This is a genomic window from Myxococcales bacterium (assembly GCA_016712525.1).
GTDB lineage: Bacteria > Myxococcota_A > Polyangia > Polyangiales > Polyangiaceae > JAAFHV01.
Genome location: JADJQX010000008.1, coordinates 1,062,453 through 1,086,914, shown reverse-complemented (window position 1 = coordinate 1,086,914; position 24,462 = coordinate 1,062,453). Strand labels below are relative to the sequence as shown.

24 protein-coding genes are annotated in these 24,462 nt (G+C 69.4%); 15 read left to right on the top strand and 9 right to left on the bottom strand.

Annotation, left to right across the window (positions count from 1 at the left end):
- Positions 1 to 99: 99 nt before the first annotated feature.
- Both IPK71_34235 and IPK71_34230 read left to right on the top strand, forming a co-directional pair.
- Positions 100 to 1,041 carry a J domain-containing protein gene (locus IPK71_34235; GenBank protein ID MBK8218816.1) on the top strand — a complete coding sequence of 314 codons (942 nt, stop codon included), beginning with the start codon at positions 100 to 102 and terminating at the stop codon, positions 1,039 to 1,041.
- Between the two features lie 115 nt (positions 1,042 to 1,156).
- Positions 1,157 to 2,245, top strand: a complete 1,089-nt coding sequence (locus tag IPK71_34230) for a hypothetical protein (GenBank protein MBK8218815.1) — start codon at positions 1,157 to 1,159, stop codon at positions 2,243 to 2,245.
- 42 nt (positions 2,246 to 2,287) lie between these two features.
- On the opposite strand, the gene IPK71_34225 is transcribed toward IPK71_34230, so the two are convergent.
- Positions 2,288 to 4,759, bottom strand: coding sequence for a VacB/RNase II family 3'-5' exoribonuclease (locus IPK71_34225; GenBank protein ID MBK8218814.1), 2,472 nt, complete (start codon positions 4,757 to 4,759; stop codon positions 2,288 to 2,290).
- A 110-nt stretch (positions 4,760 to 4,869) separates the two neighbouring features.
- On the opposite strand from IPK71_34225, the gene IPK71_34220 reads away from it, so the two are divergent.
- From IPK71_34220 to IPK71_34190, 7 genes are all read left to right on the top strand, one after another.
- A complete protein-coding gene (locus IPK71_34220; GenBank protein ID MBK8218813.1) occupies positions 4,870 to 5,904 on the top strand; it encodes a thioredoxin domain-containing protein in 1,035 nt (344 codons plus the stop codon).
- 189 nt (positions 5,905 to 6,093) lie between these two features.
- The gene (locus IPK71_34215; protein MBK8218812.1) at positions 6,094 to 6,702 is read left to right on the top strand and encodes a penicillin-binding protein activator LpoB; all 609 of its coding nucleotides are present in this window, start codon (positions 6,094 to 6,096) and stop codon (positions 6,700 to 6,702) included.
- Complete coding sequence (locus tag IPK71_34210) at positions 6,702 to 8,072, top strand: hypothetical protein (protein ID MBK8218811.1); 1,371 nt, start codon at positions 6,702 to 6,704, stop codon at positions 8,070 to 8,072. Before IPK71_34215 ends, IPK71_34210 begins: the two co-directional genes overlap by 1 nt.
- 116 nt (positions 8,073 to 8,188) lie before the next feature.
- Positions 8,189 to 9,031 carry a thymidylate synthase gene (locus IPK71_34205; GenBank protein ID MBK8218810.1) on the top strand — a complete coding sequence of 281 codons (843 nt, stop codon included), beginning with the start codon at positions 8,189 to 8,191 and terminating at the stop codon, positions 9,029 to 9,031.
- The gene (locus IPK71_34200) at positions 9,028 to 9,519 is read left to right on the top strand and encodes a dihydrofolate reductase (GenBank protein ID MBK8218809.1); all 492 of its coding nucleotides are present in this window, start codon (positions 9,028 to 9,030) and stop codon (positions 9,517 to 9,519) included. The genes IPK71_34205 and IPK71_34200 overlap by 4 nt, the downstream gene beginning before the upstream one ends.
- Complete coding sequence (locus IPK71_34195) at positions 9,512 to 9,859, top strand: hypothetical protein (GenBank protein MBK8218808.1); 348 nt, start codon at positions 9,512 to 9,514, stop codon at positions 9,857 to 9,859. The genes IPK71_34200 and IPK71_34195 overlap by 8 nt, the downstream gene beginning before the upstream one ends.
- A gap of 68 nt (positions 9,860 to 9,927) precedes the next feature.
- On the top strand, positions 9,928 to 10,827 hold the full coding sequence (locus tag IPK71_34190) for an ABC transporter substrate-binding protein (GenBank protein ID MBK8218807.1): 900 nt from the start codon (positions 9,928 to 9,930) through the stop codon (positions 10,825 to 10,827).
- Positions 10,828 to 10,836: 9 nt separating this feature from the next.
- Here IPK71_34190 and IPK71_34185 read toward each other — a convergent pair whose 3' ends face one another.
- Positions 10,837 to 11,421 (bottom strand): GNAT family N-acetyltransferase, encoded by a 585-nt coding sequence (locus tag IPK71_34185; GenBank protein MBK8218806.1) that lies wholly within the window; start codon positions 11,419 to 11,421, stop codon positions 10,837 to 10,839.
- A gap of 85 nt (positions 11,422 to 11,506) precedes the next feature.
- Positions 11,507 to 11,887, bottom strand: a complete 381-nt coding sequence (locus IPK71_34180; protein MBK8218805.1) for a hypothetical protein — start codon at positions 11,885 to 11,887, stop codon at positions 11,507 to 11,509.
- 230 nt (positions 11,888 to 12,117) lie between these two features.
- On the opposite strand from IPK71_34180, the gene IPK71_34175 reads away from it, so the two are divergent.
- Positions 12,118 to 12,288 (top strand): hypothetical protein, encoded by a 171-nt coding sequence (locus IPK71_34175; protein ID MBK8218804.1) that lies wholly within the window; start codon positions 12,118 to 12,120, stop codon positions 12,286 to 12,288.
- A gap of 92 nt (positions 12,289 to 12,380) precedes the next feature.
- Here the strand turns inward: IPK71_34175 and IPK71_34170 are convergent, their stop codons facing one another.
- Genes IPK71_34170 through IPK71_34160 form a run of 3 tightly spaced genes read right to left on the bottom strand, consistent with a single transcriptional unit; the run spans position 12,381 to position 15,291 of the window.
- Positions 12,381 to 13,043 (bottom strand): outer membrane lipoprotein carrier protein LolA, encoded by a 663-nt coding sequence (locus IPK71_34170; protein MBK8218803.1) that lies wholly within the window; start codon positions 13,041 to 13,043, stop codon positions 12,381 to 12,383.
- A 2-nt stretch (positions 13,044 to 13,045) separates the two neighbouring features.
- On the bottom strand, positions 13,046 to 14,524 hold the full coding sequence (locus tag IPK71_34165; GenBank protein ID MBK8218802.1) for a hypothetical protein: 1,479 nt from the start codon (positions 14,522 to 14,524) through the stop codon (positions 13,046 to 13,048).
- Entirely contained in the window at positions 14,521 to 15,291 is a 771-nt protein-coding gene (locus IPK71_34160) for a glycosyltransferase family 2 protein (GenBank protein MBK8218801.1), read from the bottom strand. Before IPK71_34160 ends, IPK71_34165 begins: the two co-directional genes overlap by 4 nt.
- A gap of 254 nt (positions 15,292 to 15,545) precedes the next feature.
- Here IPK71_34160 and ybeY point away from each other — a divergent pair, with 254 nt between their 5' ends.
- Positions 15,546 to 16,097, top strand: coding sequence for an rRNA maturation RNase YbeY (ybeY, locus tag IPK71_34155; protein ID MBK8218800.1), 552 nt, complete (start codon positions 15,546 to 15,548; stop codon positions 16,095 to 16,097).
- 270 nt (positions 16,098 to 16,367) lie between these two features.
- Positions 16,368 to 16,682: an HU family DNA-binding protein gene (locus IPK71_34150; protein ID MBK8218799.1), complete on the top strand. Its 315-nt coding sequence runs from the start codon at positions 16,368 to 16,370 to the stop codon at positions 16,680 to 16,682.
- A gap of 268 nt (positions 16,683 to 16,950) precedes the next feature.
- Here IPK71_34150 and IPK71_34145 read toward each other — a convergent pair whose 3' ends face one another.
- A complete protein-coding gene (locus tag IPK71_34145; protein ID MBK8218798.1) occupies positions 16,951 to 17,388 on the bottom strand; it encodes a hypothetical protein in 438 nt (145 codons plus the stop codon).
- 314 nt (positions 17,389 to 17,702) lie between these two features.
- Here IPK71_34145 and IPK71_34140 point away from each other — a divergent pair, with 314 nt between their 5' ends.
- From IPK71_34140 to IPK71_34130, 3 genes are all read left to right on the top strand, one after another.
- Complete coding sequence (locus tag IPK71_34140) at positions 17,703 to 19,208, top strand: HAMP domain-containing histidine kinase (protein MBK8218797.1); 1,506 nt, start codon at positions 17,703 to 17,705, stop codon at positions 19,206 to 19,208.
- Positions 19,205 to 21,037, top strand: a complete 1,833-nt coding sequence (locus IPK71_34135) for a HAMP domain-containing histidine kinase (GenBank protein MBK8218796.1) — start codon at positions 19,205 to 19,207, stop codon at positions 21,035 to 21,037. The genes IPK71_34140 and IPK71_34135 overlap by 4 nt, the downstream gene beginning before the upstream one ends.
- A gap of 79 nt (positions 21,038 to 21,116) precedes the next feature.
- Entirely contained in the window at positions 21,117 to 21,773 is a 657-nt protein-coding gene (locus tag IPK71_34130) for an AgmX/PglI C-terminal domain-containing protein (GenBank protein MBK8218795.1), read from the top strand.
- A gap of 25 nt (positions 21,774 to 21,798) precedes the next feature.
- Here the strand turns inward: IPK71_34130 and IPK71_34125 are convergent, their stop codons facing one another.
- The gene (locus IPK71_34125; GenBank protein MBK8218794.1) at positions 21,799 to 23,229 is read right to left on the bottom strand and encodes an anthranilate synthase component I family protein; all 1,431 of its coding nucleotides are present in this window, start codon (positions 23,227 to 23,229) and stop codon (positions 21,799 to 21,801) included.
- Entirely contained in the window at positions 23,229 to 24,428 is a 1,200-nt protein-coding gene (locus tag IPK71_34120) for a 3-keto-5-aminohexanoate cleavage protein (protein MBK8218793.1), read from the bottom strand. The genes IPK71_34125 and IPK71_34120 overlap by 1 nt, the downstream gene beginning before the upstream one ends.
- Positions 24,429 to 24,462 lie beyond the last annotated feature (34 nt).

The following is a 24,462-nucleotide window of genomic DNA, read 5'->3' as shown; positions in this document are numbered from 1 at the left end:
AACGGTGCGAGGTGCGTCCACGGGCTCACCGCACGATTCGTGCCGGAGGCCGTTGCCGTCCTTCCATCGACGACATACCTTCGGCCGTCGAGCACGATCATGGCGCAAGACCTCTACGGGCTGCTCGGCGTCCCCAAGACCGCCGACGCAGACACCATCAAAAAAGCCTACCGGCGCCTCGCGAAGGACCTTCACCCCGACAAGAACCCGGGGAACGCCCAGGCCGAGGCCAAGTTCAAGGCCGTGAACCGCGCGTTCGACACGCTCGGCGATCCGCAGAAGCGCAAGCTCTACGACGAGTTCGGCGAAGAGGGCCTCCGCGAAGGCTTCGACCCGGAGAAGGCCCGCGCCTACGCGCAGTGGCAGTCGCGGGGCGGGCGCGGCGGCGCGGCGGGCAACCCGTTCGCCGGGGGCAACCCGTTCGGCGGCGGCGCCGTGAACCTCGAAGATTTGTTCGGTGCCGGCGGTCACGACTTCTTCGGTGGGGCACGGCGGCGCGGCCCCGCGAAGGGGCAAGACTACGAACAGGAGGTCACGATCGACTTCACCCTCGCCGTGCGTGGCGGGCAGGTCGAGATGCGCTCGGCGCAAGGGGCCTCGGTGCAGGTGCGCATCCCGCCGGGCGCGGCCGAGGGCAGTCGCCTCCGCCTCGCGGGCCAAGGGGGCCCGTCTCCGAACGGCGGACCACCGGGCGATCTCACGCTCGTCATCCACGTCGCGCCGCACAAGCACTTCACGCGCGAAGGCCACGATTTGAAGCTCGATTTGCCGGTGACGCCGCTCGAGGCCTACGAGGGCGCCAAGGTGAAGGTGCCCACGGTCGACGGCCACATCACCGTGAAGATCCCCCCGCGGACCCAGAGCGGCACGGTGCTGCGTGTTCGAGGCAAGGGCGTCGTGCGCAAGGGCCACGAGCCCGGCGATCTCTATGTGCGCTTCGTCGTGCAGGTGCCTACCCACGAGTCCGCCGAGCTCGCCGACCTCCTCGCGCGTGTCGAGAGCCACTTCGAGGCCCCTGTCCGCGACGGCATCTCGTTCTGAGGTGGAGCGCGAGCTTGCGCGAAGGTAAAGCCACGGCGCTCGCGCCTCGGGTATTTCCTGACCCGGCGTGCACCTCGGCCGTGGCGCGCTCAGGAAGTCGGGTAGGTTCGCGATCATGCGTCGCTTCGTTGGGGTCGTCGTCGTCGTCGCCGTCGTGGCGTGTGGGGGTGCGGCCACCGAAGGCGGTGGGGCGAGCGCGCCCAAGCCGGTCTCGGGTGGTCGTGGGCCGGTCGCGATCCTCGAGTGCGGCGATCACTTCACCTGCGCGATCCTGAAGGGCGGCTCGCTCTCGTGCTGGGGCGCCGGAAGCCAAGGGCAGCTCGGCAACGGCGGCGGCCCCGATCAGCCAAAGCCCGTCAAGGTCGAGGGCATCTCCGACGCCAAGCACATCGGGCTCGCGAGCACCTACGGCTGCATCCTCGGGAGTGACCGCGCGGCGCGCTGTTGGGGCACGGGCCGGAGCCCCGACGGCCGCTCGCTGGAGCGTGCGCGTCCGCAGCGGATCCCCAACATGCAAGTGAACGACGTGTCGGGCAGCGGGCTCCTCATGTGCGCGCGCCTCGACAGCGGCAAGGTGCACTGTTGGGGCACCGAGAAGGCCCCGGACCCGAACCTCGGAGGGAAGCCCATCGACGTCCAGGTCGCGTCCACCCACGGCTGCGTCATGAAAGACGACGGCCAGGTCCAATGCTGGGACGCCGAGCGCTGGGCGAACTCGGGCTCCGACGCGATGAACCGGCCGGTCTTGCCGAGCCCCGCCACCGGGCTCGGAACGGGCGACGCCTTCGCCTGCGTGATCGGAAAAGACAAGAAGATTTACTGTTGGGGGGCCAACGATCTCGGTCAGCTCGGAAAGGCCCCCGACTACGACGCCCACGAGAAGCCCGAGGCCGTGCCCGGCATCACGAACGCGGAGTGGCTCGCGGTCGGCGAGGCGAGCGTCTGCGCCATCCTCGAGGGCGGCGGGGTCACGTGCTGGGGCTCGAACGCCTCGGGCGAGCTCGGCCTCGGGCGAAAGAGCGCGTCCGAGCTACCCACGAAGGCGACGGCGCTCCCCTCGGTCAAAGACATGTGTTTCGGCTCGGGGCACGCCTGCGTGCAGACGAACGACGACGAGATGTACTGCTGGGGCGCGAACGCGGCAGGTCAGCTCGGCGACGGCACCAAGGTCGAGCGGCTCACCCCCGTGAAGGTCGCGTTCTGAGCGATCGACGAGCGGTCCCAAGCCTCTGAGCCTCGGGCCCCGTCAGCGCTTCTTCGCCTTCTTTTTCCCGAACGTCTTGGCCTTGGGGCTCTTCGGGGTGCGCGAGCCGACGACGCGGTTCTTCGAGCCCTTCTTCGGTTTGCCCTCTTTGACCCGGGGCCGACGACGCGGGCCGGTATCGTCCACGACCGTGGTGAGCTCCGTGCCGAGCTTGCCGAGCTTCTCGCGCGCCGCGCGGGCTCCCATGACCCGTCGCCCGAGCACGGTGCGCCGCTGGATCGACACGTCGGCGACCTCGACGAGCATCTGGTCTCCGAGCGAGATGACCTCCCCCGAGCGTTTGCCCACGACCCGGAGGCCGACGTCGTCGACCTCGTAGTCGGTGCCGCCGAGGTCCTCGAGCTTCACCAAGATCTCGACGAACGGGTCGTCGATCGAGACGAAGATGCCGCTCCCGACCACCGCCGCCACACGGCCGACGAAGCGGTCGCCGATTTTGTCTTTCATGTAGAATGCACGATAAAGGTCGACGATGTTCCGCTCGACCTCCATGGCCTTCCGCTCGTTCTGCGAGGACGTGAGCGCGGCGTCGGCGAGCTTGTCCCGGTCGCGCTCGGGCTTTTCGTGCTTCAAGAGCGCGTGCACGGTGCGATGGACGCACACGTCGGGGTACCTCCGGATGGGCGACGTAAAGTGGAGGTAGGCCTTCGACGCGAGCCCGAAGTGCCCGAGGTTCTCGACGTCGTACGTGGCCTGCTTCATCGAGCGGAGCAAGAGGGAGTTCAGCACCTGGGCGAGCGGGTGCTTCGCGAACCCCTTCAAGAGATCCGCGAGGGTCTTCGGGTCTTTGGTGACCTCGACGTCGAAGTCGACCCCGAGGAGCGCGCACATCGCCGCGAGCTTCTCGAGCTTCTTCTCGTCCGGTGGGAGGTGCACACGGAACACCGACGGGAGCTTCTTCTCGACGAGCCACTGCGCGACGACCTCGTTCGCGAGGAGCATGAGCTCCTCGATGAGCGAGTAGGCCTTCTTGATGCCGGGGTTCTGAGATCGCTTCGCGATCGCCTCGGGGAGGCCGCCTTCGCCGATCGTGATCTTCGGCTCGGGCAGCTCGAAATCGAGCGCCCCGCGCTTCATGCGCCGCCCGCGGAGCATGCGCGACAGCTCGTACGCCACCTCGAGGCCCGGGAGGAGCCGCACGGCTTCGGGGTGAGGAGGCGTCTCGACCTCGATGAAGCCGAGCACCTGAGCGACGTCCTCGTAGGCGAGCTTGGCCTGGCTCTTCATGTAGCCACGCACCACCCGGAACGACTCCACCTCGCCGCTCGCCGAGAGCGTCGCGTCGACCGCGAGGCAGAGGCGGAGCACGTCGGGCAAGAGCGAGCAGAGGTTCGACGAGAGCGCGCGCGGGAGCATGGGCACCGCGCGATCGGGCAGGTACACGCTGCACCCCCGGAGCTTCGCCTCTTCGTCGAGCACCATGCCGGGCCGCACGTAGCTCGACACGTCGGCGATGGCGACGATGGCGCGGTAGCCGCCGCTCGGGGTGCGCTCGACCCACACCGCGTCGTCGTGATCCCGCGCGTCCTTCGGGTCGATCGTGGGGAGCGGAAACCCGGTGAGATCCTCGCGACCCGCGAGCATGTCCTCGGGCACGTCGGCGCCGTAGCTCTCGGCCTCGGCGACCGCCGCGGGCTCGTGGAGCTCGCGAATCTGGGCCATCGCGAGGATCTTCGCGGCCTCGACCGAGAGCTCCCCGGGGGTGCCGAGCACGGCCTCGAGCACGCCTTCGACGTTCTCGTTCGGGTTCTCCGGGAAGCGGGTGATGCGCACGACCGCGGCTTGGCCGTCGGTGCCGCTGTTGCCCTCGGCGCCGGCGGTGTCGCGGTCGCTCGTGAGGACGACCGGCCCTCGCACACGGGTGTCGTCCGGCTCGAGCCAGGCCGATTTTCCTCGCCGCCGCAGCGTACCCACGACGCGGGTCATCCCACGCGACACGACCTCGACGATGCGCCCCTCGACCCCGCGCGCGCTCCGCCCCACGATCTTGACCACGACACGGTCGCCGTGGAGGCCGGCCCCGAGGGCCTCGCCGGGGATGTAGACGTCGTCCCCGCCTTCGGCCGAGACGAAGCCGAAGCCGCGCGCGTTCACCGTGAGGATTCCCTCTTTTTCGCCGGGGCGGCGCTCGCGGACCCGCTCGATGGCGGCCTGCGCTCCGGTCTCGCGCGCGGGCCTCGCCTGCACGTCCGGGGGCGCGGCTTTCGCTTCGGCGCGCTTCTCTTCTCCCGCCTTCTGGCGGGCCTTCCCGCGCGACGCCGTCCGGAATTTGTGCCCGTCACGCGCCTGGAGCAGCCCGTCGAACACGAGATCGTCGAGCAATCGCAGGAGCCCGGGGTAGCTCGACTCGGGCACTCCGAGGCGCGTCGCGACCTCGTGGGCGTGCACCGCGTGATCCTGATCCGCCAGGAATTCGAGCACCCGAGCGCGGGTTGGGAGGACGATCTTCGACATTCACCGACGATTACGCGAAACTCTGCCTCCCCACAAAGACGAAGCGCACCTTGGAACACTCCGATCCCCAAAACAATTCGGCGTCCCCATCGGCCTCGGCAGAGCCGTCCGTGTCGCGTTCGGTCGCGATCGACGCAGGGCTCTTCGCGGCGCTCGTGCTCCCGGCGCTCGTGTCGGTCGCGGCGAGCGTCACGCTGCTCGTCGACTACCTGCGCCCCGTGCCGGTGTTCTGCGCGCCGGGCGGCGGCTGCGACGCCGTGAAACAAACGTCGTACGCACATGTCGGCGGAGTGCCTACCCCGGTCCTCGGGGTGCTGTGTTTCCTCGCGCTCGGGCTGCTCACGCTTTTTCGCGGGCCGAAGGTGCGCCTCGCGCAGTCCGTGCTCGCCACGCTGGCGGCGTTGGTCTCGGTGGGGCTCATCGGCGTGCAGATCGCGATCGGGCACTTTTGCCCGTATTGCATCGCGTCCGATACGGCCGCGGTCGTCCTGCTCGTCGCGGCCTGGACGCGCTACGCGCGCGCGTGGGATCTGCCCGGCAGACGAGGGTGGGCGTTCGGCGCCTCGGCCCTCTTCTCGCTCGCGCTCGTGGTGCCCGCCCTCCTCCCGTACGTCGTGAAGCCGAAGCTCCCGAAGGCCATCGTGGCCGAGCTCGAGAAGACGCCCAAGGGTCAGGTCACCATCGTCGACTTCGCTGACTTCGAGTGCCCGTGGTGTCGCGCGAACCATCAAGAGCTCGCGCCGCTCCTCGAGGAGCACAAGGGCAAGGTGCGTGTCGTGCGCAAACAAGTGCCCCTCGGCATCCACCTCCACGCGATGAACGCCGCCCTCGCGGCCCTCTGCGCCGAGAAGCTCGGCAAGGGCGACGCGGTGGCCGAGGCGCTCTTCTCGGTGGAGCCTCCGAGCCTCACGCCCGGCGGGTGCGAGGCCATCGCCACCTCGGCCGGCATCGACGTCGCCGCGTTTCGAGCCTGTGTCGCCGATCCCGCGACCGCAGCCCAGATCGCGTCCGACAAGCAGACCTTCAAGGACGTGGGGGGGAGGGGGCTCCCGCTGCTCTTCATCGGCTCGGAGCGGCTCGAGGGGGCGAGGGATCGCGAGACGCTCGAAGCCTCGCTCGGTCGCGCGCTCGCTCGCCTCCCGTGATCGCAGGCGTGGCTCGGGCTTCTCGAGGGACGCGTGACCGTCGGTTGACATCGGGGTGAGGCCACGTCCGCTCCACGCCCGTCGTCACGGCGGCGCTTGCTTCTCGTGCCGCAAAGCCCGAATCTTGCAGTGACGAAAAACTCCGGCTGCGCCGTCTCACGGGCAGCGCCGCCTTCGTGGAGGAAAAGTATGCTTTCGCTCGTTCGTAACCTCGCCCTCGCCAGCGCGATGGGCCTCCTTCTCGTCTCTGCTTCGGGCTGTGGTGGGCGCGAGGTCGTGCGTGGGTCGCAAGAGCCCTCGATCGACAACGCCGCGATGAGCACGGGCCTCGACAAAGAAGACATCCAACGGATGCTCCACGAGAACCTGAACCACCTCCGCGCCGCCCCGATCATGAACCAATGGCGCACGCAGAGCCCGCAGGCCACGGTCGCCATCTTCCCGTTCGCCAACAGCACGAGCGAGCACATCGACTCGCAGCTCGACGCCATCCTGAGCGAGACCGAGTCGTGGCTCATCGACTCGCAGGTCGTGAAGCTCATCAGCCGCGAGCGCCAGAACGCCATGATCGCCGAGGTCGAGGGCGGCCGAAACGGCGTGTTCAACCAGGCGAGCGTTCCGAAGTACGGCCGCCAGCTCGGCGTGAAGTACTACATCACGGGCAAGGTCCAGGCGGCCGACGAGCGCCTCGAAGACTCGCGGCGCGTGCAGTACTTTCTCTTCATGCAGGTCATCGAGGTCGAGACGAGCGCCATCGTCTGGCAGCACAAAGCCTACGTGACCAAAATGGTGCGCTGATGCCCTGGCTCGCTCGCGTGCGTCTCGGGGCCATCGGTCTCGCGCTCGCGTCGCTCGGTCTCGGAGGGTGCGGCGGCCACGAGGCACGCACGCTCCGCATGCGCACCGCGCTCGACGAGGGCAACCCGAAAGAGGCCATCGCCTCGATCAACGAAGAGCTCGAGGTCAAGTCGTCGAAGGATCTCCCGAAGGAGGTCGTCGGCGACAACGCGCTCCTCGTGCTCGATCGCGCGAGCGTGCAACAGAGCATCCTCCAGTTCGACGACTCCAAACGGGACTTCCAGGCGGCCGACAAGGCCATCGAAATGCTCGACCTGTCGAAGTCGTCGCTCGACGCGATCGGCACGTGGATCTTCTCGGACTCGGCGGGCCGCTACGTGGCGCCTCCCCACGAGAAGCTCCTCGTCAACGCGCTCAACATCGTGAACTACCTCGAGACGGGCGATCTGTCGGGCGCCAAAGTCGAGGCGCGGCGTCTGTCGGTCATGACGCGCTATCTCCATGATGTCATGAAGGAAACGGACAACGCGATGATCGCCCTCGGCGGCGTGCTCGCGGGGTTCGCGTTCGAGAAGAGCGGCGACACGGACGAGGCCCTCCGCTACTACGACGAGGCTCTCGCCTTCGGAGAGTACCCGTCGCTCGGACCGGCGGTGAGGGAGCTCCTCGCGCGGAGCAGCTACAAGAGCCCTCGGCTCGTCGCGCTCGCCGCGGCCCAGCCCGAGCCCAAGCCGGAGGACGCGGACATGGGCGACGTGCTCGTGGTCGTCGGTCACGGTCGGGTGCCCCACAAGGTCGCCGAGCGGGTCCCCATCGGTCTCGCGCTCACGCTCGCGTCGGGCCACATCCACCCGGGGGACGTGGCCGCGGCCAACAAGCTCGCGCTCCAGGGGCTCGTGACGTGGGTGAACTTCCCCGTGCTCGCTCCAGGGCAGGGGGCGATGTCCACCCCGGCCGCGCAGATCGACGGTACGTACGTGCAGCTTGCACAGGTCGTCGACGTGTCGCACGAGGTGCGACGCGCGTGGGAGCGCATCAAGGGCAAGGTCATCGCGAGCGCCATCACGCGGACCGTGGCGCGCTTCGCGGCGGGCTCGGCCGTGGGCGCGGTAGGCTCGGCCGCGGGCGGCAAGAACGGAGACATCATCGGCACATTGCTGTCTCTCGGCACCCAGGCGGCGCTCACGGCCGCCGACACCCCGGACACCCGAAGCTGGGAGACGCTCCCTGCGCGCGTCGTGTTCGCGCGCTTGCGCTTGCCCGCCGGAAAACACACGGTCGCCTTGTCGGCTCGAGGGTGGCAGCGTCGTCAAGAGATCGTCGTCGAGAAGGGCGGCTTCAAGGTCGTCTCGCTCATGGCGCTGAACTGAGGCCGCTCGAGCCGTTGGCATGGGCCCGGGACCGTGACGGGGGCCCCTTCGAGGACGGCGCGCGTGGCGCGGCCTCGTGCGTCCCCACGGTGCGCGTCGTGTGGTAGGAAGCGCCCATGCGCGCGTACCTCGATCTCCTTCGGCATGTGCTCGAGAAGGGCAAACGTCGGGAAGACCGCACGGGCACCGGCACCCTCGGGGTCTTCGGTCACCAGCTTCGGTTCGATCTCCGCGAGGGGTTTCCGCTCGTGACGACCAAGAAGGTGCACATGAAGTCCATCGTGCACGAGCTCCTCTGGTTCTTGCGCGGCGAGACGCGCACCGAGGCCCTCACCCAGGCGGGCGTGCGTATCTGGGACGAATGGGCGACTCCCGAGCAGACCGCGCGCTTCGGCCGTGAGCCTGGAGACCTCGGCCCGATCTACGGGCACCAGTGGCGCAACTTCGGCGCCACGCGCCTCCCCGACGGGACCTACGCGCGGGACGGCAAAGACCAGATCGCCGAGCTCGTGGCGCAGCTCCGCAAGAGCCCCCATAGCCGCCGCCACATCGTCACGGGGTGGAACCCGCTCGAGGCCGACGCCGTGGCGCTGCCCCCGTGCCACACGCTCTTCCAGCTCTACGTCGACGACGGAGAGCTCTCGTGCCAGCTCTACCAGCGGAGCGCCGACCTCTTCTTGGGGGTCCCCTTCAACATCGCGAGCTACGCCCTGCTCACGCACCTCTTGGCGCACGGGCTCGGCCTCCGCGTAGGCGACTTCGTGCACACCTTCGGCGACGCGCACCTCTACCTGAATCATCTCGAGCAAGCGCGGCTCCAGATCTCGCGCGAGCCTCGCCCGCTCCCGACGCTGCGCATCTTGGGGGAGCCCCGTCTTCCCTGGGAGTACCGCTACGAGGACATCGTGCTCGAGGGGTACGATCCGCATCCGCACATCAAGGCCGAGGTGAGCGTGTGAAGCCGCTCGCGATCGTCGTGTGTGTGGCCGAGCGTGGGGTCATCGGCAAAGACGGAGCGCTCCCGTGGCGCCTCCCCGAGGACCTCGCGCACTTCAAGGCCGTGACCATGGGCCACGCCATCGTCATGGGGCGCAAGACCCACGCCTCGATCGGGAGAGCGCTCCCCGGGCGTCGCAACATCGTCGTCACGAGAGACCCGACGTACGCGGCTCCAGGGTGCGAGGTCGTGGGCTCCCTCGGCGAGGCCCTCGCGGCGGCTCGCCTCACCGACGCCGAGCCCTGCGTGATCGGGGGCGCTTCGCTCTACGAAGAGGCGCTCCCGATGACCACCAAGATCCACCTCTCGAGGTTGCGTCGCGAGGTCGACGGCGACACGTTCTTCCCGCTCGCCGCGCTCGGCGAGTTCGAGGTCGCATCGCGTGTGCCCGTCGAGACCCCCGACCTCGAGATCTCCGTGCTCGTGCGGAAGGAGATCGCTCGTGCGTAGTGATAGCTATCTTCTCGTAACTGTTGTTGTTTTGTCCGCCGTCTCCCTCGCGATCCTGGGATGTCCGGCGGCAGCGCGTCCGCCGCATCCGATCGAGCAGTGCGCCGAGGTCTGCCACAAGAAGGCCGGGGCCGCCTGCTCGGAGGCCGAGTGCGCGCGGGGGTGCGAGCTCGTGCTCGATCGCATCGTCGAACGCGAGTCGTCGCACGTCGTCGCGTGTGTCGCGCGCTCTCGTAAGCGGTGCACCGACACGGCCTGGGCCGAGTGCGCGGCGCTCGTCGGGCCCCACGCCGACGGCGGCCCACCCGCGTTGCCTCCTCCCGATCCGTTCGACGAGTGAAGGTGAGGCGCGCGAGGAGCACGTAGCCTCTACCCGTCCGCGCGCGCAGGCGCTAAGTACCCGCCGCCATGCGAACGTTCTTCGATTGCCTCGAGCGTGAGCACGTCTTCAACGTGCCACCGAAGCGTGTCGTCTCCCTCGTGCCGAGCGACACCCTCACGATCGCCGACCTCGGTCGTGGTGCGACGCTCGTCGGCCGCACGGACTACTGCGAGCTCCCGGCCGACGTCGTCTCCGGGGTGCCGAGCGTCGGGGGGACGAAGAACCCGAGCGTCGACGCGATCTGCGCGCTCGAGCCGGATCTCGTGCTCGCCAACAAAGAAGAGAACACGAAGGGCGACCTCGAGGCCCTCGTGAAGCGCGGCGTGCGCGTCTACATCTCGTTCCCCCGCACCGTGGCCGAGGGGATAGCTCACATGGCCCGGCTCGCGCGCATCTTCCACGCCGAGACGGAGGCCCCCGTCCGCGACCTCGTCCGAGACGGGTACACGATGCTCCGCGAGGCCGAAGAGGCGCGAAAACACCGGGCGCCGCTGCGCACGTTCTGCCCGATCTGGATGAGCCCGCTCATGACGATCAACGGCCAGACCTACATCAGCGACGCGCTCGATCTCGCGGGGGCCCAGAACGTGTTCGCCGATCGGGAGCGGCGCTACCCCCTCGCGGCGGATCTCGGTCGCGCCAATCCTCTCCCGAAGGACGCGGTCGCCGGCCGCGATACGCGCTACCCGCGTGTGCCGCTCGACGAGGTCGAGAGCCGCGCCCCCGAGCTCGTGATCCTCCCGGACGAGCCCCACCCATTCTCGGAAGAGGACGCGAAGGTGTTCCTCGCGCAGAGCACACCGGCGGCTCGTTCGGGTGCGGTCGTGCGCACGGAAGGCAAGGACATCTCCTGGTACGGCTCGCGCGCCGTGACCGGTATCCCTCGGCTTCGCGCGGTGATCGATCGGTATCGCGTCGTGTCGTGAAGATGGCCCTCAGCGGGCCGGGCGCGGATCGGTCGAGAGCAGCGCGAACACGGCGTGATCGAGCCATCGCCCGTGGCAACGCTCGGCCTCGCGCGCGATCCCCTCGAAGCGGAACCCGAGGCGACGGATCACCGCGAGGGACGCGTGGTTCTCGGTCGAGGCCGCGACGCGCACACGGTGGGCCCGGAGCTGGGAGAACGCCCACGTGACCACCTGGGACGCGGCTTCGGTCATGTACCCGCGACCCGCCGCGTCGAGCCTCAGCCAGTACCCGAGCTCGACGCTCTCGTGCATGTGCGAGAACGACTCGAGCCCCACGATCCCGACGAAGCGCCGGGTCGTGCGCTCGCGAATGGCGAAGCGGGTCGCGCGGCCCGTGTCCCAGTCGGACGCGCTCGAGTCGGCGTAGCGGTAGGTGGAGTCGGCGTCGAACGTGTAGGGCACCCACGGGAGCCACGGCTCGAGGTGGGCGCGCGACGCCTCGACGGCGGGCCACATCTCGCGGGCGTCTTGAGGGTCCAGAGCGGTCAAGACGAGGCGGGCCGTCTCGAGCGGGCGCGCACGTACCTCGGCACGGGTGGGGACGACGAGCATGGCGTGAACCGCGAGTATTCGCCATCCTACCCCCGCCGCAAAACCCAAAACGACGCTCCCGTCGCGCGGGGGCGGTCCTTGCGGGTCACGCCGTGCGGGCGCGCTTCTTCGGCTTGGGGGCTGGGAGCTCCGGATAGGCTTCGACGAGCTCTTTCGTGGGGCGCTCGATCGCCTGGAGCGGGCTCGTGACGAGATCACGCTCGCCCTGGGCGAAGAAGAGGGCCTCTCCCGCCTCGGGCTCACCCGCGTTCGGCACGATCGCGCCGTTCTTGTGGAAGCGGAGGGAGCCCTGGATGCGGCGACGCAGCGCGAGGTGACCGAGCAGGAAGTCCCCGGTCTTGCGGTCTCGGACGGCGACGCAGAACCCGTCCCGGAAGTGGTACTCCGTGTTGCGCGTCACGTACACGCGGTGACGGCGACGCTCGGGCTGCTGGGGAACGGACGACTTCGATTCGGCGGCCTGCATGGGCGCCACCTTCGGAAAGATCGGCGGGCCGGGCCAAGTTTTTCGGCGCGACCTTCGTGTGTGTCGGTGTCTCCCAAGGTGCGTTCGTCGAGGATGCGTGCGGTGTGCATCCTCGCGCGCGCTCGTGTGCAGTGGACGCACGGTCGTTCACGGTGTCTCGCCGGAGTGTCGTGGTTTCTCGAGAAATCGTGCTGGCATCGGCCGTGCTTTGTCCGAGCCTCGAGGACCGCATGTCGAACCTTGAGAACGACGACGCGAACGATGACGCGCTCGATCGCGAGCGCCCGACGACACCGTGCCCCACGAACGAAGGCGAGCACACCGCGCTTTTGGACGAGCTCGATCGTGCGCTCGCCATCGCGAAGCGCTCGATGAACCGCATCCGCATCGACGACGGCTGAGGCCCCTTCGAGGCACCGCTCCGATTCCTGGGGATCGTCAACGCGCGTGCACGGTCTCTCCGTGAGCCCGCGTCGAGGCGCGGGCGGTCACTTCAGAGGTGCATGGAGGCGGGGTCGATGGGGACGTTCATGCGCAGCTCGCCGAAGCGGATGTCGCTGCTGTCGCCGTTCTTCTCGACGAGGCGCGTGAACGTCGGTCGGATCCGGTCCTTGCCGATGCCGAACTTGATCGCCTTCATGCCCCGACCCTCGGCCGAAGGGAGCGCGTTGGCCTCGAGCTCGACGTCGTCTCCCACGGCGAAGGCCTTGAGATCGTAGCGCTTGCGAAGCTGCGCGAGGTCGCCCCCGAGCATCGCCCGGAGGTCGTCGAGGCCGGCCGCGAGGGTGCGTGCGTCGTTCGCTCGGACCGCTCCTTGGCTCGAGCGGTTTCGGTAGGCGAGGCCGTCCGGGGTGACGAAGTACACGATCTCGTCGGGCGGGAAGAGCTCCCAGCGGAGGCGGTCGGGGAGGACGAGCGACACGCGGCCCTGCGAGACGATCTGAGCCTTCATGAGGCCCATTTTCCGGGTCTGCGTGAAGGGGCCCGCGAAGCTCTTGGCGCCCTTCCTGGCGCGCGCGACCTCCGCGAAGAGCTCGTCGAGCTTCGCGCCCGTGATGGGGGTGCGCTCGTCGCCGCGCGCGACGGAGGGCACGAGCGCCGACATCGCGAGGCCCGATGCGCCGAGGGCGAGAGAACGACGAGAGAGAATCGACATGCTTACCTGCGTCTCGGTGCGAGGAGGGGCGGCCCTGCGCGCGTTCGGCCTGCTTCGTAGGCCTTCGTGTCGTGGACGATGGGATCTTCGGGGAGGTCCCCCGGTTCGACGAGCGAACCCTCGCCCGAATTCGTATCAAATTCGCGGCGTAAGTCGAACCCGACGAATTTCCCGGAGAGGTGAGGACCGAGGCTGACCCAGAGGACCTTGGCGGTCGTGTCGGCCACGACCCCGTGGGTCGCGATGAGGGCGTCGAGGGTGCGGCGGTCCCCGGGGGCGCAGCCCGTCTCCGTGGAAGGGCAGCGTTTGTCGCGGAGCAGCGCGAGGGCGCTCTCGGGGGTCGCCTCTCGCACGGGAGGCAAGAGCTCGTCGAGCCGCGCCCGCCTCGCCACCGTGGTCGACGAGGCGCGTACGGCGAGGTTCTTCGGATCCTCACGGAGCGGCCCCTCGAAGTGGTTCGTGACGGCGACGCGGTCGCGATCGGCGAAGGTGCGTACGACGTGCGCTTCGACGTGAGGGGCGCGCTCGACGATCGCTACGTCGCCGCGGGCGTCGGCCACGAAGACAATGTGGGACACCATGACCTCCTGGGAGAGCAGGATGGCGATGGCCTCCCCGGTGGTGCGTGCGCCCTCGAGCGTGGCGCGGAGCGAGGAGACGACCGGGAGCCCACGCGACTCGGCGTCCCGCGCGCGCGCGCCGTTCACGGAGACGAACACGCCCTCGCGGTTCATCCCCGTCAGCACCCCGACGAGGCCGGGCCACGCGACGCTCGCGAAGGGGATGGCTCCGTCGGGCTTCACGAAGAAGACGGCCTTGTCGCGGTCGAAGACGTCGTGGGCGTCGAAGTCGAACGCGCGCGCGACGATCGTATGCCCGTCGCGTGTGGCCGAGCCGGAGAGGGCGAACGCCGAGCACCCGAGGAGGGGAGAGTGCTCGAAGCCGAGCGAGATGTCGTAGAGCGCGTGGAGCGAGATCATGCGCTCGTAGGTCGGGATTTTCCCAGCGTAAGGGTCGGGGGAGAACGCGCGCGCCTCGGCCGCGATCTCTTTGCGACGCGAGAGCGGGAAGTTCTCGTCCGCGTTCCTGTGGAGGATGCGCCCCATGTCGAAGAGGAGCACCCTCGCCGGGGCGAACGGCACGAGGGCCGAGAACCCGTCCCACACCTCGCGTTCGTTCGCGACCATGAGATCGTAGAGGAGGGTCCCGTGCTGCGCTCCGATGTCCTCGGGGCGCCCCTCGAGGTGCGCCTCGATGACCCCCCTCTCTCGGGAAAAATAGCCTCTTCCTGCGTACGTGCGCGCGCCACGAGGCTCACGCGAGAGGGTGGGGTAGTCGATCGACGGAGGCGCCGTGCTGGCGACCACGTCGACGAGGGTGTGGGCCACGAACGGCGCCGTGACGGCCAAGAGGAGGCGCCGAATCCACCTCCCGTGACGTGCGCCGAAGCGCCCGCCTCCATGCGCCCCCGCCTTGCTCACGAGCGCTCGCGTCCTCGAGCCTTCGAGAGGTCGTGGAGCGTGCTCACGACGGTCACGACGATACGCGCCGGATCCCTCACGCCGTCGAAGTGGGTCACCCGGAGGTCCTCGGGGGGGTAGTACACCGGCACGGGAACCTCGACGATCGGCATGCCGGCCGCCACCGCGCGGAGCAAGAGCTCCGACTCGTACGCGTAGCCGGGCGCCTTTCCGCCGAGGGCCAGCGTGGCCTCCACCGGGTAACGCCGCAGGCCACACTGCGTGTCCGCGAGCGCCTTCCCCGAGAAAAAGGAGAGGAAGAAGTTCGAGATGCGGTTCGACATCTGGTTTTTCTTCGGCGCGCCCGACGCCAAAAGGTCGCGTACGGCGAGCACCAGGGCCGCGCGATCGTACGACGCGTAGAGAATGGTGCGCGCGGAGGCCGCGGGGTGCTGACCGTCGGCGTCGACCGTGAGGGCCACGTCGAAGCCGAGCGCACGCGCCGTCGCGAGCCCCGTACGGAGCGCGGCACCCTTTCCACGGTTCTCGCCGTGCGCGACCACCGTGCAGCCGAGGCTCCTCGCGAGCTTGCCGGTGCCGTCGCGAGAGCCGTCGTCCACGACGAGGAGGCGCTCCCCCTCCGCGGCCTCGGGCACCTCCGCCCGAAGGCCCTCGACGACCGCCCCGAGGCTCTTCGCGCCGTCGTATGCGGGCACGATGGTGCACGCGCGAAACGGGAGGGGCTCGCTCGGGTTCTCTTGGGACTTTGGGCTCAAGGCGGTCGGCATCGATGCTGGGGCGAGGGACGCCGAACGGGCGCCTCTTCTCGCCCCTTAGCAAAGAGCCGGCGGTCCTACTCGCACTTTCCCCCGCTCGCGAAGGCCACGCGCCGCGCGCCGTCACGCCCGCACGAGGAGCCTCGGGTCGACGCGGGCTCGGGACTTCGTGCCTTCTCAGCGGCGAAAAAATGCGCGAGGTTGACCGCTCCGCGCGCTTCCAAAGCCCACCCGGGGCCACGCCGCGCTCGAACACGGAGGACCCCATGCCGTTCCACCTCTCCATCGTCCGAGGGCCCCACGCGGGTCTCGACCGCGCCGACTTGAAGGTTCGCCTCGAGGCCATGATGCGAAAAAGAAACCTCGAAGTCGAAGAGGTTTCTTTCCTTCTAACCGACGACAAACAAATCCATGAATTAAATCGAGAATATCGCGGTTACGACAAGCCTACGGACGTCCTCGCGTTCGCGCTCACCGAGGGAGACGTCGGTCCTCGGGACACGGGCCTCCTCGGCGACGTGATCGTCTCGGTGCCGACCGCGCGGAGGCAGGCGCGCGAAGCGAAGCGGCCGCTCGTCGACGAGCTGACCATGCTCCTCGCCCACGGGCTCCTCCACCTCCTCGGCTACGACCACGCGACGGTCAAGGAGGACCGCGTCATGCGCGCCGAGACCGACGTGCTCGTCGCGGCAGCGGAGCTCGCCTCGGCCTCCAAGAAGAAGAAGGCTCGCGCGCCCTCAAAGAAGCGAACGGTGGCTCTGGCAATCGCCCAACGAAGCCCTGGGGCGCCCCCCAAGAAAGCGCCGAAAAAGGGCTGAACGCATGACACCATGCGCCGTACGCACTTTTTTTTCCGAGTCGCCGGCGAAGAAAACGTCCAAAAGCGCCGATTTTCCCTTGCGGGGGGCGATTGCCCGATGCTAGCCATGTGTCCAGCCCGTGATTTTGGGAGCCTTTTTCAAGCCCCAGCCGAGCGGGGGTCGAGTTTTCAGCGGAGACGTGAGGGGTCTCGATTCCAAATCTCTCCGCCACGAATTCACGAAAGAATCGTCGATTGAGCGCACAAATTCCAACAGGAGGAAGCGCAAATGGCTGCAGCGAAGCGGTTGACCAAGGCCCAAGTGATTTCCGACATTGCCGAGAGCGCGGAGCTCGATAAGAAGAGCGTCGCTCGTGTGTTCGACGGCCTCACCGAGCTCATCAAGAAGCAGCTCGGCTCGCGCGGCCCCGGCGAGTTCGTGATCCCCGGCCTCCTCAAGCTCAAGTCGGTCAAGAAGCCGGCCACCAAGGATCGCCCGGGCAAGAACCCGTTCACCGGCGAGAGCATCATCATCAAGGGCAAGCCGGCCTCGAAGAAGGTTCGCGCGACGGCCCTCAAGGCCCTCAAGGACCTCATCCAGTGACAGGCTGACGTCCTCCTCGGAGGATGGCATCCCGCGGGCGCGACGTCGGAAACGGCGTGGCGCCCGCTGCGTTTCGAATCCACGACGTGCCTCTCGCGCGACGGGCAGAGGAAGCCGACGGTGAGGCCAAGCGGGGCGTGCCCCGTCGACCGACGTCGAACCCGGGCAAGGTCGCGAGCGCGATGCCCTGCGACCGCGAGAAGGTCCGCGCTCGGGCTCGCAGGCTGACGACGTCGCCCTCTTTCCTCCCCGCGGCAGCTGCTCGCGCTCAGGAGCTCTTGGCGAGGACGCGCCGGCGCGCGGCGTGGCCGCCGTCGATCTCCGTGCTGGTGAGGGAGCCGTCGAGCACGACCCACTCGGTCGCGTTGCGCATGGCCTGCGCGGCGTGGACCGCCGAGTCGACCGTGGGGAACACCCAGGAGAGCCGGCCGGGCTGGACGTTCCGCCACCCCGTCACACAGAGGGTGACCTTCGTGTCGCGGAGCGGCGCGGCGACCAAGACGGGACGCGTACGGGGGAGCGGGCTCGTGCCGATGTCGTGGGAGACCGGGAGCGTCCCGGACTCGCGGTCGCGTGTGAACGCGTCGGCCGTCGGAAAGCCCTCGCGACTTCCCTCGAGGCGCTCGGGCCGTGACGACGGGCTGCCTCGCCGCGAAGGCGGAGGCGACGAGTGCCCGTGGGTACGGCGTGCGGCGGAGTCGGTCATCGTTTGGTCTTCACTCGGACGAACTTCTCTTCTTACTCAGATTCACGATTCGTAAAGGGCAAATCGGCACAATCGGCATGATGCGGCGTGTTAGAAACCCTCGTGGATTCGAGAGGTTAGACCTCAGCCTCTTCGACGCACCGGGACGAGAGCGCTCGGCGCAGGCCCGCATCCGCGGTTGGTCTTCGAACCTTCACCGGGGGCCGATTGTTCCCGCCTCGCGTGACGATGGGAGGGCGCGCCCGGCTCGCTCTCGGGACCCGTGTGTTACGTCGCAGAGGCGCCGCGCCGCCGGGTGGTAGGCTCCCCGGCACGTGAGCGATTCGTTCTCCGACACGTCGACCGTGACGTCGCCCCTCTCTCCGCGCCGAGCCCGGCGGCCGTTGTCGCTCGCGGTGCTCGCCCCGGTGGTCGTGAGCTTCCTCGGCGTGTTGGTCGCGCTCGCGATCGGGGCGCTCGGGGTGCGCGCGATGCGTCGCACCGCGGAGGCGAACGCGCGCGCACGCGTGGAGCTCTTGGCCGACACCCTCGCGGCGCGGCTCGAACCGATGTCGGCCGACGGGCGCGCCGAGGCGGTGCGGCTCGCCGTGCGTCGCACGGCCGCGGAGGGGGTGCTCGCGGAGCCCGACGGGACGGTGCTCGTCGACGCCACGATCGGCGGGGCGTCCCACGTGGACGTCGGCGGTTTCATCGCGCGCGGCACGGGCGAGGCCGAGACACGCCTCGGCACGGCCATCTTCGCCGCGCGACGTGTTCGAAATGGCCCGTTTCTCGTGCTCTCCGTGAGGAAACAGCCTACGGCCGACACCGAGTCGCGGTTCGTCGAGGCCCTCGTCGCGCTCACCACCTTGCTCGTCTTCGCCGCGTCCGCCGTGGCCGCCGCCGTGAGCCGCGACGCCGGGCGCGACATCGACTACGTGACCCGTCGCATCGAGGGGATGGCCCGCGTGCGATCGGAGCCTACGGGAGAGCTCGTGCCGGTTCGAGCGATCGACGAGATCGGCGGCCTCGCCGTGGCGTTCAACCGGCTCGTAGGGCGATTCCTCTCGGCCGAGCGCGAGTACCACGAGAGCCTCTCTCGCGCGCGCGCGGCCGACAAGGATCGAGCCGCGTTCCTCGCCGCCGTGAGCCACGAGCTAAGGAGCCCGCTCAACGCCATCTTGGGCTTCTCGGACATCCTCGCCCAAGAGGTCGACGGGCCGCTCTCGGACGAAGCGCGCGAGGAGGTCGAACAGATCCGCGGCTCCGGTCAACACTTGCTCGGGCTCATCAACGACATCCTCGAGTTTTCGGCCATCGAGAGCGGCCAGCTCAAGCTCTCGGTCGCGCCGGTCGACGTCGTGCACGTCTCGAACGACGTCCTGCGCGAGGCGAGGCTCTCGCTCGGAAAAAAGCCTGTCGAGATGGTGGTGACGGGGGCAGAGCCCGTGTTCGCGCTCGCCGACTCGAGGCGCCTTCGGCAGGTGCTCGGCAACCTCGTGGGGAACGCCGTGAAGTTCACCGAAGCGGGCCGCATCGAGGTGCGCGTCGAGTCCGACGAGCGCGACGTCCACATCTCCGTCTCGGACACGGGCAAGGGGATCGCCGAGGCCGAGCAGGCGACCGTGTTCGACGACTACAAGCAGGCGGGCGAACGGCGGGGCAAGGCGCTCGGTACGGGGCTCGGGCTCGCGATCGCGCGTCGCCTCGTCGTCGCCCATGGGGGCCAGATTCGCCTCGAGAGCGCCCTCGGCCGAGGGACCACGTTCTTCCTCACGTTCCCGAGGGCCATCCGGGAGTCGGCGCCGCCCGTCTCGATCACGCGGGAGCCCGTCGCGTGAGGCTCGCGTCGCGCTTCGCGCTCCGAGTGTTTGGCCTCACGTTCGCCGCCCACGTGGCGATCTCGGCGGTCGTGACCGCGCTCGCGCCCACGCTGCTGCTGCTCGAGGCGGGCCTCCGGGACAAGCTCTTGCCGGTCGCGTTGGTGCTCTTCGTGCTGCTCGGGACGGCCATCGCCGTGGGCACGTTCGCCGTCGTCTCGCCGCTCGCGCCCCTCTTCGACGCGAAAGAGCGAGGGGCCGACGTGGCACCGGAGCAGGTGCGTTCCCTCGAGGCGCTCCCCGCGCGCCTCACGTTCGTGTACGTCGGCAGCGCGACGTCGCTCGTGGCGATCTTCACGGCGACGCGCTCGGCACGCGCCGACGAGGCGACCCACCTCGCGCTCGCCGCCCTCGCCGTCACCTTGGTCATCGCTGTCTCGCTCGCGAGCTTTACGGTGATTCGCTCGCAAGTGTCCGAAATTATGGAGGATGTTCCTCCGGATGTGGTGGGCGAGGCCTTCGATCTCGCGCGGGCGGAGGCGCTTACGGGCGGCGGCCGGGTCGAGGCGCGCATCACGCTGGCCGTGGCGGCTCCTGCGGCGCTCGTCGCGGTCGGGGCGCTCTTGCTCGTCTACGCTCACGCGCGCGCCGCCTCGACGGACGCTCGTGTGAACGCCGCGCTCGCGTTCACCCGCGCGACGCTCGAGCCCGTCGAGGGCGAGCCCCGGGCGTACGAGGAGATCGCGATGGCCGCCGGTCGGCACGGGTACTCGATGACCGTGTCGGACGAGCCCGCCCACGAGGTGAGGTCTCAGGTCGATCCCCACGGCGAGGTGACGGTGCACGCGCCGTACGGCACGCGGTCGGTCGTCGTGCGTTTCGACGCGGGCGCCCCCGGCGACAACCTCTCGCTGGTGGTGGCCGTGGCCGGGCTCGGGATCGCGTTCGCCGCCGTGCTCGGGGGGAGGCTCGGCTCGGCGCTCTCGCACGACGTCGAGGTCGCTCGGCTCCAGGTCGATGCCATGGGTGCACGTGATGTAAGACGTGGAATTCGCTTGAGAAAGCAGGCGGCGTTCCGCCCGGTGCACGACCTCGCGGTGGCCATCGAGAAGCTCGGCAGCATCTTCCGCGAGTTCGCCTTCGCTCAGGAGCGGGCGATCGTGGCCAAGCACCGCGTCGAGCAGACGCGAGGGCTCTTCCTCGCCTCGATGAGCCACGACCTCAAGGCTCCTCTCAACGCGGTGCTCGGCTTCGCGGAGCTCGTCAAGCGGCAGCCCCTCACCGAAGGCCAGCGCGAGAGCCTCGCCATCATCGAGCAGCGGGGGCGCGAGCTCTTGCACCTCGTGCGCACGATCCTCGACGCCTCGCGCGCCGACGCGAAGGCCCTCGAGCTTTCGCCCGAAGAGGTGCACATCGAGGACGTCGTGACCACGGCCGTGCTCGACGCTCGCGACCTCGAGGGTGCCCGCATCGTGGCCGAGGTGACCTCGGCTCTCCCGCCGGTGAAGGTCGATCCCCAGCGGCTCGCGCAGGCCGTGACGCTCGTGGTGCTCGCCGCGGCGCGGCTTGGTGGCAAAGGCGTGTCGCTCCGCGCGTCGCGCCGCGCCGACGTCGGGATCTTGATCGACGTCGAGGCCCCCGGAAATCGGCTCTCGGCCGACGAGCGCGCCGCTCTCTTCGCGGCCTTCGAGAACGCCGAGAGCGCGCGTGTGCTTGGGAGCCTGGGCCTCGGGCTCACCCTCGCGCGGACGCTCCTCCGCGCGCACGGGGGCGAGCTCGAGATCGAGGCGGCCGAGGGCGCCGAAGGGACACTCTTCCGAATGCGCCTCCCGGCCCAGACCGCCGCGTGAGCCCCCGTCGAACGGGAAACGCGAGGGGGCCTGCACGAAGGGAGTCGCGTTCCGGGCCGCGTGCACTACGCTCGACGTCGTGAAGAAGGTGTCGCTGCTCGGCCGTGCGCTCGTGGGGCTCTTCGGGATCGTGTCCGTCTCCGGCTGTGCCCAACACGTGGAGAAGCGTCCGCCACCGGCGATGGAGCCTGCGTTCGTGCCCTCGGCGACCTCTGCGCCCGAGGACGAGCCTCCGTCCGACGGCCCTGCTCCCGACGGGGGAGGGCATGGAGCGGCCGGGGCGGGACCGACGAGAATCGGTGGCTCCGGTCCAGACGTTACCCCGCAGCCGCCCCGCGATGCCGGTGACGCCGGAGCCCCGGCCACGGGCACGGCCTCCGTCCTTCCGCCTCCCGGCAAGGCACCTCAGGTGGTGCTCGGAGCGCCCTCGATCCAGGGAACGCTCCCGGAGGTGACGGTGGTGCGCATCGTGCGTCAGCGCATCTCTCAGCTCCGCACCTGCTACGACGTGGGGCTCAAGACCGACAAAGCGCTCCAGGGCAACGTCACGATCGGTTTCGTCGTCACTCGCGCAGGCAAGGTGCGCGGCGCGCAGGTGGCCAGCAAGACCGTGACGAACGGCGCGGTCGCTGCATGCATGATGCATCAATTTGCGCTGCTCACGTTCCCGAAGCCGACCGGCGGCGAGGTGACCATCTCCTACCCGATCGACGTCGTGCCGCCGGCGAAGCACTGACGGCCCGTCGTCGGTCGCCGCTCGCTCAGGCCCGCTCGGGGACCGCCGCGATCGCGGCCAGCACGCCGCGCGCCTTGCTCCGCGTCTCCTCCGCCTCGCTCTCGGGCACGCTCGCGTCGACCACGCCCGCCCCCGCCGAGATCTCGAACACGCCATTTCGGCATACGGCCGTGCGAATGGCGATCGCGAGATCGACCTCGCCGCTCCCGGCGACGTACCCGATGGCGCCCCCGTAGATGTTGCGAGGTCGCGCCTCGAGCTCCCGGATGATCTGCATGGCCCGGACCTTCGGTGCCCCGGAGAGCGTGCCCGCGGGGAAACCGGCCCGCACCACGTCGACGGGGCTCGCGTCGGCGCGCAGCGTGCCCGAGACCTCGCTCACGATGTGCATGACGTGCGAGTAGCGCTCGGTCACCATCTGCTTCGTGATGGTCACGGTCCCGAGCTCCGACACGCGTCCTACGTCGTTGCGGCCGAGGTCGACGAGCATCACGTGCTCGGCCCGCTCTTTCTCGTCGGCCAAGAGCTCCCGCTCGGCCTCGAGGTCGGCGGCCTCGGTCTTTCCGCGAGGGCGGGTGCCGGCGATGGGGCGCACGGTGACCTTTCCGTCCTCGGTGCGGATGAGCGTCTCGGGGCTCGCGCCGGCGATCTGGGTGCGCGTGGCCTCGCCCTCGGCCGGGGGCAGATCGAGGAAGTACATGTACGGCGACGGGTTCACGAGCCGCATCGCGCGGTACACGTCGAAGGCGTCGCGTCCGCGGGCGTCGCATTGGAAGGTGCGCGCGAGCACGACCTGGAACGCGTCGCCGGCGCGAATGAGCTCCTGGGCCTCGCGCACGCGGGCGCAGAACGTGGCGTCGTCGACGTCGACGCGGTGCTCGGGCACACGCGACCGGTCGGGCAGATCGATCGGCCGGAGCGGGACGCGCGTCTCGAGATCGGAGAGGGCGCGCGCGACCCTCGCAGGATCGTCGGCGGAGACCGTGTACGTCTGCGAGAGGTTGTCGAAGACCACCACGATGAGCCCGCCAAGTATTCGGAACAACGGAAGAAAGTGCCTCTTCCAGACGATGGGGTCGCCCGGCGGCACGGCCTCGATGCGGTGAACGAGGTCCCACGCGAAGAAGCCCACGTGGCCCGAGGCGAAGCGCTCGGCGGGGGTCTTCGCCGGGCCTACGGGCGCAAGCAGCGGGGCGATGCGATCGAGCGGATCGCCCGCGTCGGCGAGCTCACGACCCTCGGGCAGCGCGCCTTCGACGGAGATGCCGTCCCAGCCGTGCACGACCTCGTAGCGAGGCCTGTACCCGAGGATGCTGTAGCGCCCCCAGCGCTCGCCGCCGACGACGCTCTCGAACAAAAACGACGCGCCGTCGCCCGCGTGGGCGCGGAGGGCCGCGTAGGCCGCGACAGGGGTGAGCGCGTCGCTCGGGCGCGTCTCGGAGAAGAGCTTCGTCATCACACGCGCTTCGACGGGAGGCCGAGGTGCGCGCGGGCGGCCTCGGGCTCGAGGGGCTTTCGTCCGATGCTCCTCGCGTAGGCCGCGGCCCGCGCGACGAGCGGGGCCGAGCCCTCGGCCAGCACGCCCTTCTCGAGGTAGATGTTGTCCTCGAGGCCGACCCGCGCGTGCCCACCGAGGCGCATCGCGAGCTCGGTCATCGGGCGCTGGTTTCGCCCCGTGGCGGCCACCGCCCACGTCGACCCTTCGGGGAGCCGCGACACGAGCGTGCGGAGGTTCTCCTCCGTGGCGCCGATGGCGCCCGCGATCCCGAGCACGAACTGGAAATGGTAGGGCGCCGAGAGCAGGCCCTCCTTGGCGAGCCGGACGCCCTCTTCGACGTGACCGACCTCGTAACACTCGAGCTCGGGCACGCTGCCCGCCTCTCGGATGAGCCCCGCGAGCTTGCGAATGTCGGGGCGCGTGTTCACGAACACGTCGTCGCCGAAGTTCACGGTGCCGAGGTTCAGCGTGGCCATCTCGGGCTTGCAGGCGAGGGGGCCCGCGCGCTCGGCGATGCTCATGCCCACGGCCCCGCCGGTGCTCGTCTGGACGATGACGTCGGTCTTCTTGGCGATGGCCTCGATCGCCTCGCGGAACCTGTCCTCGGCCTGCGTGGGCGAGCCGTCGGGGTTGCGCACGTGGAGGTGCACGATCGCCGCGCCCGCCTCGCGGCACCGCGCGGCTTCGTCGGCGATTTCCTGAGCAGTAATGGGTAGATAGGGGGTCTGCGCCCGCGTCACTTCGGCGCCGACGATGGCCGCCGCGAGCACGAGCTCCTCGGGCAACGTCGAGCCTTGACCGAGCGCGGGCCGCGTCGCCGGGGGGAGCGCGGGCGAGGGGAGGCCCCGCTTTCGTTGCAGGTCCTTCGGGGTGACGCAGGTGCCGATCGCGCGGCACACCACGACGGGTGTCTCGAGCACGTCGGCGGCGCTCGGGGGTACGCCCATGGCGCGCACGTTCGAGATGACCTTGCGGGCCTCGAAGCGCATCTTGCGGCTCGACGCGCCGACCGACAGAAGCTCGGCCTCGACCTCGACGTAGTCGCCCGCGAACACGGGTGCGAGGAACTCGACGCTCTCGTAGGCGCGGAAGAGGCCCTCGTCGCCGTCGAGGCGAATGAGGAGCTCGGTGGCGACGTCGCCGAAAAGGCCGAGCATGCGCGCGCCGTCGACGAGCTCGCCGGCGTAGTGG

Excerpts from the sequence above, each read along its gene's own strand:
- IPK71_34235 (MBK8218816.1), top strand. The coding sequence starts at position 100 with ATGGCGCAAGACCTCTACGGGCTGCTCGGCGTCCCCAAGACCGCCGAC.
- IPK71_34230 (MBK8218815.1), top strand. The coding sequence starts at position 1,157 with ATGCGTCGCTTCGTTGGGGTCGTCGTCGTCGTCGCCGTCGTGGCGTGT.
- IPK71_34225 (MBK8218814.1), bottom strand. The coding sequence starts at position 4,759 with ATGTCGAAGATCGTCCTCCCAACCCGCGCTCGGGTGCTCGAATTCCTG.
- IPK71_34215 (MBK8218812.1), top strand. The coding sequence starts at position 6,094 with ATGCTTTCGCTCGTTCGTAACCTCGCCCTCGCCAGCGCGATGGGCCTC.
- IPK71_34210 (MBK8218811.1), top strand. The coding sequence starts at position 6,702 with ATGCCCTGGCTCGCTCGCGTGCGTCTCGGGGCCATCGGTCTCGCGCTC.
- IPK71_34205 (MBK8218810.1), top strand. The coding sequence starts at position 8,189 with ATGCGCGCGTACCTCGATCTCCTTCGGCATGTGCTCGAGAAGGGCAAA.
- IPK71_34190 (MBK8218807.1), top strand. The coding sequence starts at position 9,928 with ATGCGAACGTTCTTCGATTGCCTCGAGCGTGAGCACGTCTTCAACGTG.
- IPK71_34185 (MBK8218806.1), bottom strand. The coding sequence starts at position 11,421 with ATGCTCGTCGTCCCCACCCGTGCCGAGGTACGTGCGCGCCCGCTCGAG.
- IPK71_34180 (MBK8218805.1), bottom strand. The coding sequence starts at position 11,887 with ATGCAGGCCGCCGAATCGAAGTCGTCCGTTCCCCAGCAGCCCGAGCGT.
- IPK71_34175 (MBK8218804.1), top strand. The coding sequence starts at position 12,118 with ATGTCGAACCTTGAGAACGACGACGCGAACGATGACGCGCTCGATCGC.
- IPK71_34170 (MBK8218803.1), bottom strand. The coding sequence starts at position 13,043 with ATGTCGATTCTCTCTCGTCGTTCTCTCGCCCTCGGCGCATCGGGCCTC.
- IPK71_34160 (MBK8218801.1), bottom strand. The coding sequence starts at position 15,291 with ATGCCGACCGCCTTGAGCCCAAAGTCCCAAGAGAACCCGAGCGAGCCC.
- ybeY (MBK8218800.1), top strand. The coding sequence starts at position 15,546 with ATGCCGTTCCACCTCTCCATCGTCCGAGGGCCCCACGCGGGTCTCGAC.
- IPK71_34150 (MBK8218799.1), top strand. The coding sequence starts at position 16,368 with ATGGCTGCAGCGAAGCGGTTGACCAAGGCCCAAGTGATTTCCGACATT.
- IPK71_34145 (MBK8218798.1), bottom strand. The coding sequence starts at position 17,388 with ATGACCGACTCCGCCGCACGCCGTACCCACGGGCACTCGTCGCCTCCG.
- IPK71_34125 (MBK8218794.1), bottom strand. The coding sequence starts at position 23,229 with ATGACGAAGCTCTTCTCCGAGACGCGCCCGAGCGACGCGCTCACCCCT.
- IPK71_34120 (MBK8218793.1), bottom strand. The coding sequence starts at position 24,428 with ATGCTCGGCCTTTTCGGCGACGTCGCCACCGAGCTCCTCATTCGCCTC.